Source organism: Mycobacterium hubeiense, assembly GCF_002838065.1.
GTDB classification, from domain to species: Bacteria; Actinomycetota; Actinomycetes; order Mycobacteriales; family Mycobacteriaceae; genus Mycobacterium; species Mycobacterium hubeiense.
Genome location: NZ_PIZU01000074.1, coordinates 1 through 10,261 on the forward strand (window position 1 = coordinate 1; position 10,261 = coordinate 10,261).

The 10,261-nt window shown below is 64.9% G+C and carries 11 protein-coding genes and 1 tRNA gene; 6 read left to right on the top strand and 6 right to left on the bottom strand.

Features of this window, described 5'->3' with window-relative positions; all coding sequences use genetic code 11:
- Positions 1-192: 192 nt before the first annotated feature.
- From CWS39_RS29065 to CWS39_RS27435, 5 genes are read left to right on the top strand one after another with little or no spacing between them, the layout of a single operon-like run.
- The gene (locus CWS39_RS29065) at positions 193-363 is read left to right on the top strand and encodes a hypothetical protein (RefSeq protein WP_155722938.1); all 171 of its coding nucleotides are present in this window, start codon (positions 193-195) and stop codon (positions 361-363) included.
- Positions 345-1,127 carry an AAA family ATPase gene (locus CWS39_RS27420; RefSeq protein WP_102145997.1) on the top strand — a complete coding sequence of 261 codons (783 nt, stop codon included), beginning with the start codon at positions 345-347 and terminating at the stop codon, positions 1,125-1,127. The genes CWS39_RS29065 and CWS39_RS27420 overlap by 19 nt, the downstream gene beginning before the upstream one ends.
- A 58-nt stretch (positions 1,128-1,185) precedes the next feature.
- Positions 1,186-2,331 (top strand): tyrosine-type recombinase/integrase, encoded by a 1,146-nt coding sequence (locus CWS39_RS27425; protein ID WP_085081013.1) that lies wholly within the window; start codon positions 1,186-1,188, stop codon positions 2,329-2,331.
- Positions 2,331-4,379, top strand: a complete 2,049-nt coding sequence (locus CWS39_RS27430) for a tyrosine-type recombinase/integrase (RefSeq protein WP_102145998.1) — start codon at positions 2,331-2,333, stop codon at positions 4,377-4,379. The genes CWS39_RS27425 and CWS39_RS27430 overlap by 1 nt, the downstream gene beginning before the upstream one ends.
- A gap of 13 nt (positions 4,380-4,392) precedes the next feature.
- Positions 4,393-4,743 carry a DUF6262 family protein gene (locus CWS39_RS27435; RefSeq protein ID WP_233213729.1) on the top strand — a complete coding sequence of 117 codons (351 nt, stop codon included), beginning with the start codon at positions 4,393-4,395 and terminating at the stop codon, positions 4,741-4,743.
- Between the two features lie 11 nt (positions 4,744-4,754).
- Here CWS39_RS27435 and CWS39_RS27440 read toward each other — a convergent pair whose 3' ends face one another.
- The 6 genes from CWS39_RS27440 to CWS39_RS27470 form a co-directional block, all read right to left on the bottom strand.
- Positions 4,755-5,678: a hypothetical protein gene (locus CWS39_RS27440; RefSeq protein ID WP_057003219.1), complete on the bottom strand. Its 924-nt coding sequence runs from the start codon at positions 5,676-5,678 to the stop codon at positions 4,755-4,757.
- 81 nt (positions 5,679-5,759) lie between these two features.
- On the bottom strand, positions 5,760-6,689 hold the full coding sequence (locus tag CWS39_RS27445) for a DNA-methyltransferase (RefSeq protein WP_045373225.1): 930 nt from the start codon (positions 6,687-6,689) through the stop codon (positions 5,760-5,762).
- A gap of 444 nt (positions 6,690-7,133) precedes the next feature.
- A tRNA-Ala gene (locus CWS39_RS27455) sits at positions 7,134-7,204 on the bottom strand.
- Positions 7,205-7,427: 223 nt separating this feature from the next.
- Complete coding sequence (locus CWS39_RS27460) at positions 7,428-8,000, bottom strand: hypothetical protein (RefSeq protein ID WP_233213732.1); 573 nt, start codon at positions 7,998-8,000, stop codon at positions 7,428-7,430.
- Complete coding sequence (locus CWS39_RS27465) at positions 7,987-9,084, bottom strand: tyrosine-type recombinase/integrase (RefSeq protein ID WP_233213730.1); 1,098 nt, start codon at positions 9,082-9,084, stop codon at positions 7,987-7,989. The genes CWS39_RS27460 and CWS39_RS27465 overlap by 14 nt, the downstream gene beginning before the upstream one ends.
- An 11-nt stretch (positions 9,085-9,095) precedes the next feature.
- Positions 9,096-9,797, bottom strand: coding sequence for a hypothetical protein (locus CWS39_RS27470; protein WP_233213731.1), 702 nt, complete (start codon positions 9,795-9,797; stop codon positions 9,096-9,098).
- 270 nt (positions 9,798-10,067) lie between these two features.
- Here CWS39_RS27470 and CWS39_RS27475 point away from each other — a divergent pair.
- Positions 10,068-10,261 (top strand): helix-turn-helix domain-containing protein (locus CWS39_RS27475; RefSeq protein ID WP_142386962.1); only part of this gene is annotated, 194 nt, incomplete at its 3' end.

The following is a 10,261-nucleotide window of genomic DNA, read 5'->3' on the forward strand; positions in this document are numbered from 1 at the left end:
CGGAAGAAGCGCCGAATGTAGGGTGCGCACAGGGAGTCGTTATCTGCAGCTGATCGACCGATGAGTTCGACGTCCGCGACGGGCCTGACAATCTGCGAGCGCGGCCGTCACGTTCGGGTTATCTATAGGAATTCTTTGACGGGTGACAAAGCATGCGTCGAATCTCACATGGTGACCGGTACGCTCGCTCCGGTGAGCGATCTGCTTCCTAACCTCGATGCGCTGCTAAAGCAGCTATCCGGCGATGCCGCCGGACAGCGCGACGCCCGCGCGCTCGCTGAGGCCGTCGCTCAGGCCGGGAGCGAAGAGGACGTCGACACAGCGCTCGACGCCGTTATCGCCAAATGGCGGCAGTCGTCGTGACCACTGTGAACCGTCCGCGGTTGATGTCGTTGGAAATCCGCGGCTTCCGAGCGTTCGGTAATGAAGCGCGCGTCCTGCAACTCGACGCGCCGCTGGTTGTGGTGCACGCCGGGAACAGCCAGGGTAAGACCAGTCTCGCGGAGGGGATCGAGTTCCTACTCAGCGGCCGCAGCAGCCGCCGGGATCTGCTCGGCGGCGCCAAGGCCGAGTACAACGACAGCCTGCGCAACGCGCACTTACCGCCGACAGATACCGATGTCTACGTCGAAGCGGTGCTGCGCGGCCACGACGGCGTCACCCACCAAATCCGCCGTGAACTGCTGTGCGACTTCGGACAAGGCACCGAATGCGAGAGCCGTCTGCTGCTCGACGGCGTCGAGGTCACCGATCTCGAGGCCGAAGAGAGCCTGTATGCGCCTACGGCGAAGGGCCGACGAGCCGCATGTAACACAATGCGGTCGGCCGCTGAGCGGCTCGCCAAGCAAATCGTGGCCACAGGCCTCACCGATTCCGGGACGCCGACCACAATCGATGACGTCGAGGCGAAAGCATCCACGCTCGGCGACCTGTTTCCGCTGGTGTTCCCGTTTGTCATCGATGGCAACGCGGAGAAGGGCCAATGGAAGACCTTCCCCAAGGTGCTCAATCCGGGCAGCCACGACGACGACGTCCCTTCCACCACCGACCTTAAAGTGGTGCGCGGCAACCTCCTTAAGATCTCGAAGGATCACCATAGACACTGGCCCGGCGGCCTCGTGCGGTAAGTCAGCCCGCCGACACCGCTCCCGCCAAGGTGTCGGTGGTCGGTTTTACGTTTCAGTCATGACCGAGTTATCTGCAGGCGCGCGTCGAGCGACGCTCACGGCGCGTGTGCGGCCCGTGACGGTACACGGGTCGCGGTCGTGGACACTCGTTGATGAGCGAGGGCTACCGCTCGTCGAAGTAGAGCAGTTTCTCAACTGGTTGCGCGCAGTCGATCGGTCCAGCAATACGGTCCGCTCCTACGCACTGCACTTGGCGCTGCTTTATAGGTGGCTGCGCGCACGCGGAATCGGTTGGGAGTGCGTGACTTTCGACAACCTCTGCGACTTCGTCGGCGCGCTGTCGGCCGGTCTTCCACCGCTGCCCGTGCGGGGTGGAGGATCCCGTTCCACAGGGACCGTCAAGGCAGTAAACGCCGCGGTGCGCGAATTCTACGAGTTCCATCGCATTGAGGGACGCGGACCGAAGGAGTTGGTACTCACACGTAACCCGGCTCGTGCGCCACGGTCGTCGCGTAGCTTCTTGGCACACGTAGAGAAGAAGCGCCCACAAAAGCAGCCGCGGCTGGCACGCCGGGGTAAACCCTCGGCAGAGACGGTGTCGGTTATCGATTTCGAGACGGATTTCGCCAAGCTTCAAGACCTCGCCACGTCGGCTCGGGATCGGTTGTTACTGTCGGCCCTTTACGACGTTGGCCTTCGCGTCGGTCAGGCGCTGGGGCTGCGCCACGCGGACCTCGACCCGATGCGGCGCCTCGTGTGGGTGCGGCGTCGCACCGACAACGCGAATGGCGTCCTGTCCAAGCAGCGCAGTGATTTCTCGGTGGACGCGCCGCAGCGGTTTTTCGACCTCTACGCGCACTATCTGTTAGGCGAACTGCGTGAGCTCGACACCGATTACGTGTTCGTCAACCTCTCGCGCCAACCCGTTGGAAAGCCGTTGTCGTACAGCAACGCCCACCAGTTGGTGGCTCGCCTCGGTTCTGCTGCCGGCATCGACGACTTGCATCCGCACGTTCTGCGGCATACCCACGCTACTGCGCTTGCACGCGCGGGCTGGACAGCGCCGGAGATCGCCGCGCGGCTGGGCCAATCACACGCCAGCAGTGCCGACGTCTACATTCATTTGGCAGCCGATCACCTCGGGGACCGGCTGCGCGCCACCGAACACCTGGTCTGGCGTCCCGCAGAGAATGCGTCTCGCTGATGGTGGCGGGCCAGCACGACAGGTTCGACAGATGGGACAACGTCGAACTCGACCGGATCGCTCGGCTCCCGATCGAACCGGGCCCCTGGTGCAATGAGCAGTGGCTCATCCGGGACGCCGCCGGTGACAACCGGCGAGGATCGCGTGGCGTGTGCGCGTGCCCGAACTGCGGCCGCGACGTGTACTGGCTTGGCGGCAACCCCGACGAGGGAGGTGATGGTGTCGGGCTGTGCTACGGACACTACTTCCGGTGGTGGCGCGATGGACGCGCTCCGATACGGAAATGGCTGGCCCGCGAGGGTCAGCGTCCTCTCGGCAGAACACGTGGCCGCCCCACACCCGGGCCCGTCAATTTCACGGAACTGCCTGCCAGCGTCGCGCATGAGATCCGGTTCGTCGTCGGCCGAAAGATCAGCCGGGGCGACTGGACACCGAACCGCAGCCTGCGCAAGTTCCTCAAGACATTAATCCACGCGGCCAAAGGCCGCGTGGACGACTCGCTCCTCGAGCGTGAGCCCGATCAATGGCTGCTCCTCATCAGGCAGTTTTGGCCACCCGTCAGCAGCTTCGACAAGGTCTGCGCCCCCTATGTACGAAGCTTCTTCCGGCTGCTCGAAGGCGCCACCGACCCCGATCCGTGGGCTGACGACCGCTGGGCCTGGCGTGACAGTTTCGAGTTCGCGCTGCAGTCCGATGACGCGGCAAGCCCGGACACGCGCGCGCCGTTGGATTGGTCCGGCATCGCGGTGCCTTGGCTGCGCGAAGTCTTGCAGGACTTTGCGAAGCAGCAATTGGTCACCTCGGCCACAGCGTGGAACACCGTCGGCACGTGGATTCGCGCCGCGCGTGTGTTCAGCGAGTACCTTGTCGCAAACGGAGTGTCCGCACCGCAGTCCGTCGACCGGCCGCTATTTCTCGAGTACCTCGCGTGGGTCCGCAGCTCTCGTGGCGGAAGCGCGCTTGGTTCGGTGAACACCATGGCCTACCTGCTGGAAACGATGCGCGACACCGGTTTTGCGCCCGAGCTCGGGTCAGCGGTGTTTCTTCGCCGCGGCGAGAACCCTCGCAGTATCGCCAGAAACCCCCGTCCCTTCCCTCCTGACGTGATCGAACGCGTCGACCGCCTCATTGTCGAGAACCCGCTCGTCGACCCGACTGTCCGCACGATGGTCGCCACCACGCGGTGGGCCGGCTGCCGCATCTCCGAGCTGGTGTCCCTGCCGATTGACTGCCTACGGCACAACGACGGCGGCTACTGGATCGAGTACTGGATGACGAAAACCCAAGCGTGGCGGCGATTCCCAATCCCCGACTCTCTTGCCGATCGTCTCCTCGAACAACAGCGCCGAGTACGTTCCGAATTCGGCGACGCGGCATCGCTGCTGTTTCCCGGCAAGCGGTCCAATGCTGCGGCAGGCGTCACCAAGCCGTGGTCAACCAGCGGCCTGCGCCACCATCTGTCCGCGCTGTTCGACGAGCACGGCATCACTTCATCAACGGTTACCGGCGAGCCGATCTCCGGCGGGGATGTACATCGGTTCCGCCACACCGTCGGAATGACCCTGTTGAACAACGGCTGGACCCAGCAGGAGGTGCGCGACTTCCTCGGCCATGCATCTGACACGATGACCTCAGCCTACGCCCGCATCACCGATGAAACCCTCGCTCGCAAGGCCCGCGAATTCTGGGCCAAACAGGACACCGGCAACACCAGGGTCGACGCGGGAGTCGAACGGCTGCGCGCGAAGTTCACCGCGGCACTGCCCAACGGCTTCTGCCGGCTCCCTGCAGCGCAGAAGTGCGACTTCCGGCCGAACCCCTGCCAGGACTGCTCCTTCCACGACCCCGGCGGCCGGGCCTTCCTCGGCACGCATATCTTGCACCGCGATCAATTGCGCGCCGTCATCACCGAGGCAAGCGCCGCCAACGAGCCGGAAGTCGTCGCATTGAACCAACCCATGCTCGACAAGGTGGAGAAGATCATCGCCGAACTCGAGAATGAATCTCCACCGGAGGACACGAGTGAGCCAGAAGACGGATCGCGCTAACCGGGTCGAACGGTTGGCCGCTGCGGCCGCCGCGCGCACGGCCGAAGCTGAGTCCAGGGCACGCCGCGCCATCATCAAACTCGAAACCGCCGGCCAGCCAGTATCTTTCGTCAGCGTTGCGCGGACCGGGCGCGTCTCCACGAGCTTTCTTTACCAGCACCTTGAGCTTCGCGAAGAGATTGTGCGCCACCGCAACCATTCACGACGCACGCCCCGGCCCGCCCCCGAGAAGGCGTCGGCGGACTCACTGCGCGCCAAGCTGCGCGTCGCGATGGACCGCTGCGCTGCCCTCACAGCTGAGGTCGCCGAGCTGCGGGCTGAGAACGAAGCGCTTCGAAGCACCCTTATTGCGCGCGGACCGTAGCAGCGGCCCTGTCAGGTGTTGTCGTCATGGTGGTGCGCCGCAAGGTACGTACCCCGGCCCGCAACCTTAATCGCCCCTGAGCGTCGAAGGTGGGTGACCGCCCGGTCCACCGTGCTGCGAATGCGCTCCGGGTCGGGAATCGATTCCGCTTTAGCGGCGAGGTGCACGATGTCCATCTTCGACAGTGCGGTGGCTCCGCTGGCCGAAAGTATGTCGTGCACAACGTCGTTCGCTTTTTCGCTGAAGCCGCGAAGCCTGGCGCGGAGCAGCAGCTCTTGGTGCTCGGCTTCGTACGCGGGATGGACCCAGACCGCTCCAGCGCGCAACTTGGCCGCTCCGCTTGGCTTGACGCTGGCCGTTCCAGAGCGGATTCTTCCAGGCGCTGCCGGCGCCCAACTCCAATCTTCCATCGCCAGTTCGGCGATCATCACCGCCACGATCTGCGTAGGGGCCCGCTGCTGAATCGCGATGGTTTGATCCGCATCGAGCACGAACTGAACGATGCAGAACCATCCAGCGCGCGGGCCATGGGTCTGCCATCCACTCGGGTATCGGCTAGCCTTGACTTCTAGTCCTCCCTTGGTGCCGTGTTGCACGCTGTTGCCTGGGTAGACGCCGTGGGGTACCAGATCGGGGTACCCGTTGTGGTATTCGTTGCGATCAAGAGCACGGGATTGGCGGTGTATCCCGTCGACGATTGCGCGGCTCAGCAACCCGGAGAATCCGGCCGGATCGAGCAGTTCCTCAAGGCGCTCATAGCCACGCTCGTGTAGCTGCACGTTTAGCTCGTGCAGCAGAAGGTGCAGGTCCTCCACCAGCCGCATGATGTCCTCGGGCCTGAGGTGGTACGGCAGCGGCACCGGCAACTGAGCTTCGGTACGCAGACCCTGCCGCGACGACGGCGCCAAGCGTAAGAAGTTGGGTAGATCCGCCACATCCGATGACGCTACCTGGCACCGCACTCAATACCGCGCAAATCCACGGCCAGCGACGCTGATGAATCAGACGGCCCCGCCTCAGACCGCCACACTGTCTTCGGTGACGGTCAGAGCTGCGAGCGCCGGTATCGCTGATTCAGCCAACGCGACGTAGCGTTCGTCGCGCTCCACGCCGATACTGCGATAACCAACCGCTTCCGCAGCGGCCAGGGTGGAACCAGACCCGGCGAACGTATCCAGGACCACGCCCTCGCCTGTGGGCAGCGCAGCGCGCACAATCTTCCGTAGGAACGCCTGAGGCTTGAGGCTTGGATGCGGTGCCAGGCGCTTTTCAGCCGATTGTGTTGGGGCTGACCTGATCACATCACCGAACGGTCGAGCCGCATCAAGACGCCGCAAACCACCGGTGCCCCACTTTCGCAGGTTCTCCGCGACCGTGCCTTCGACCGGCTTCCTGAACAACAGCCACGGTTCCCACATCGAGCGTGGCATCACCGTCACATCGGGGAACTCTTCGTGGGCGTTCTTGGGGCGGTCCCCGCCACGCAGCGTCATGACTAGCCGAACAACCTCGCCACGTCGTTCCAACCCTGCTTCGTACAGAGCAAACGAAACCACATGCGACAGAAGCGGATTCGATGCCACAAACACGTGCGCACCCGGAACCAGAACCGGCTGCAGCGCTGATGCCCAATCATGGAAGAATCGCTTGATTTCTGCCCGTTCGCTATGACGCAACGTCGTGAACCGAGGCAGAGGCGAACGCCGGTACCCATCTAGGGTTGGCGGAATTCTCCACACCCCGCCGCGACCGTTCCGCAACTTCCGCTGCTCCACCTCGTTGTATTCGGTCAGACCGTACGGCGGATCCGTGACGACAGCGTGAATGCTATTGGCAGCACAGCTTTCAAGCCACTCGATGCAATCGGATTGGTACAGAGTCGCCCCACCGTAGGTGAAGCCCGGTGTACTGCCAGTGGTATCGGCAACTGCATTCTCTACGCTCACTTGCCCCTCACAAGCCGGTAGCGACCGCGCGAAACACGTTGGAAAGTGTCGGGTGTATGCAACCGCAAAGACGACCGCACCGAAGACTCGGGGACCTCGGAGCCTAGCTTCTGTTGAACGGCTTCAAGGACCTCTGCAATGGAGGCGTCCTGCTGCTTTGACTCCTTGAAGAACGCCAAGATTGCATCGCGCACCACACCTGGGGGCCTTCGCTCAGCCATCCGAAGCTCCTTCGACGAAGTGTTCACTCTGGCCGCAATCGGCTTCCCTTCAAGCTACGCCGTTTGACGTCTAGACGTCAAACACGACACGCCCGCTGCTTCGGCCTGACGGAGGTGCGTGACAAGCGATGCTAACGGGACCAATGAATCGAACATGTGTTCGTTCTAGCACGTCCGGCCGACAGCTGGCGACCAAAGCACGCTCCATCTTGAAGCGAGTTTGTGGAGCCACGGGGAATCGAACCCCGATCTGAGCCTTGCAAAGGCCCCGTTCTACCGTTGAACTATGGCCCCGTCACGGACATGACCGCGACAGCATCACCGCTGGTCACACCCACTTCCAACTCACTCTCCTACAGATAAGCCCCGAACGAGCTCGCGTGCGGCCAATGCTGCCGGCACAGCAGNCCCGATCTGAGCCTTGCAAAGGCCCCGTTCTACCGTTGAACTATGGCCCCGTCACGGACATGACCGCGACAGCATCACCGCTGGTCACACCCACTTCCAACTCACTCTCCTACAGATAAGCCCCGAACGAGCTCGCGTGCGGCCAATGCTGCCGGCACAGCAGAAGCCACTCGCCGGCGGGTCGCTCGGTGAGGGAGTCGGTGATCCGGCCGTCGGCGGTGTCGATGAGCACCATCAAGAAGCGGCGGAGGCTGGTGTTGGGGGTCCAGTCGCCGCGGCGCACCTTGGTGGCGACGACGAACCGGATCTCATCGGCCGCGATCTGCGGTAGCCGCCGGAAGTCGACGATCTGGGCCGAGAGGTGGCCGCGCGGGGCGCCGACGGGTTGGGCTTCGAAGGTTGCCCATGCGGTGAAGTCGGCGGGCTGGCCGGCGCGGAACCATTGGAAGTAGTGCGCGTAGCACAATCCGCGCCGCTCGGCGCCTGCGGAGTGGGGGCCGCCCAGCCAGTACCGCTCGCTGTTGCATGCGTCGACGGCGCAGGGGTCCGCCGCCTGGCGGCGGCGGTCTCCGGCCGGTTCGACCACCTGCCACGTCGGCTGACACCACGGCCCGTCGGGTACCCGTAGCGGCGAACGGCGGCCTCTGCGCGTGGAGTCAGGGTGGGAATCAATGTTTCTCATGGCCTGCCTCGCGCTGCGGTGGCGCCCACACCAGCTGCTCGGTGCGGCGCAATCGGTCTGCCAGATCGTCGCTGGCGAGGTGGATGTAGACGTCGGCGCTGGCGGCGTGCGACTGGCCAAGCCGGGCAGCGATCTCAGCCGACGTCCATCCGGCCTTGGCCAGCGCAGTTGCGTGGGTATGGCGCAGCATGTGTGGGTGCAGCCCGTCAAGGCCCGCTACGGAGCCGATGTGCTCGATGAGCTGGTAGGCGTTCGAGTACGACAGCGGCCCGCCGCCCGGGGGCCGGGACAGGTTGACGAACACGTAATCGCTGGCCAGGTCGGAGATCTCACTGAGGAGGTAAGCGGCGTACAGGTCGAAGAACCGGCGGGGCGCGGCCACCGCGAATTGCGCTCGCTGCTTTGACAGCGCCCCGTTGGCGTTGTCCTCCCGGCGGCACACCTGCACTCGCTTGCGCATCGGGTCCAGGTCGGCGTGCCGTAGGCCTACCGCCTGCCCGACCCGCGGGCCCAGGTCATAGAGCGCGGAGAGCAGCAGCCGGTCGCGGTGGGTCGACGCCGCCGCCAGCAACGTCGCGAAGTCGGCCTCGAAGTCGATCAGCTGCACGGTCTCTGCCGGCTGCTTGCCCGGCCGGGTCAACCGGGAGACCGCGCTGGGGTGGCGTTGCTCGATGTGGGCCAGGAAGCTGTGTGCCCGGCGCGGGAGCCGCGACGGGTTGCGGGTCAACACCAGATCCTGCGGTCCGCGGCCTTCGACGCGGTGGAACTCGTAGAACTCGCGCACGGCCGCGCTCACCGCTTTGACCGTTCCCGGCGCCCGGCTCCCGGACCGGGTCGGCAGCGGGGGCAAACCGGCCGCCAGCGCCCCCACGAAATCACACAGTGCGTCGAATACTACGGCGGCCCAGTCGATTCCGCGTGCGCCCAGCCACCGGTAGAACACGCTCAGGTGGCGCGCATACGAGCGGACGGTGTTCTGCGACCGGCCGATCGCACGCAGCCAGTGCAGGAACTGCTCGACCTCCCCGACCGGTAGGCCTGAAGCGTCTACGACCGTCCACGACGCCCGTCCGTGGATGGTCACCGGTGCCGCCTTCACTCGGCATCCCGGGTTTCCTCGGGGCGCCGGGGCCGCCCCTGGATGTCGGGCCGCAGGTCTTCCTGCGGTTGGCGGGCCGGCATCGGCGCGGCTGCGGCGGTGTCGGCAGGAAGTGCCCCGGGCAGCCACTTCATGTCGCGCTTGCGCCACGTCGCGTATTGGGCCTGCACCTTGGCCATCGGAACCTCGAAGCGGTCCCAGTCGACGCCCGGCGCGCTGACCCAGATCCGGCGGATATGGGTGTCGGTGACGATGTCGTAGTCCCAGGTCAGCTCGCAATGGGTGGGATCGCCGATCAGGCCCAGGGTCGCCGAATCCTGGGTGAAGAACGCGGTCCGCCGCGGGGTGGTCGGTTCCATCTCGTTGTGGTGGAGCATCATGTGCGTCTTGCCGCGGCTGTTGATCTCGGGCCAGCGGTAGGGCTTGACGACCGTGTGTCCGGGTGGATGCATGCCGCGGGTGCTCAGCCACACATCGGTGCCCGCCGCGACGGCGGCCGCAACATATGTGCCGCGCCCGAGCCCTTGCATCACGGTTCGCAGATGTGCGGAGTGCCGGGCCGACAAGGCGTTCCAGTCATCGACGGCGGCCAGCAGCATCGCCCCCACCCCGACCGCCACCTGGTTGAGCAGCCGTCGGGCCTCCTTGCGGGAGACCGGACGGTCGGGTGTGTTGGGTTGATCCATCGGAGCTGTCACGACCCCGCCTTTCAGCCGAAAACCTTGCATAGAATCGTGCGGACCGGGGTAAAGTTTGAGGCCGGAAGACACGCCGATCGCATACGGAGCAGCCGGTCTGCAGGCGTCACGGGCTGGAGTTGCGCTATCGTCACACCAGCCACACACGCCCCACGTCCGTTAGTGGGCGTGAACTGGGAAAACGCAGATCAAACGGTGTTTCTGCGCGAATTCGCGGCGGCGGCGGGCTAGTGTCGAAAGACAGCACCGAGACGGTTGGGGAGGCGATCTGTGACGGCACCGGACCCGTACGACGACGCGGCGAACAGCGTGATGGTGCAGTTGACCCGGTTGTCGCGTGGGTGGTCGAAAAAGCGCCTGGCCGACGAGGCCGGGGTGTCGGCCTCGCACGTCAGCAGGGTCGAGGCGGGGCTGCTGCCCCTGGCAGGGAAGGCCTTGCTCGACTACGCGCAGGCCATGGAATG

Coding starts and splice junctions, on each gene's coding strand:
- CWS39_RS27425 (WP_085081013.1), top strand. CDS start 1,186: ATGACCGAGTTATCTGCAGGCGCGCGTCGAGCGACGCTCACGGCGCGT.
- CWS39_RS27430 (WP_102145998.1), top strand. CDS start 2,331: ATGGTGGCGGGCCAGCACGACAGGTTCGACAGATGGGACAACGTCGAA.
- CWS39_RS27420 (WP_102145997.1), top strand. CDS start 345: ATGGCGGCAGTCGTCGTGACCACTGTGAACCGTCCGCGGTTGATGTCG.
- CWS39_RS27460 (WP_233213732.1), bottom strand. CDS start 8,000: ATGAGAAACATTGATTCCCACCCTGACTCCACGCGCAGAGGCCGCCGT.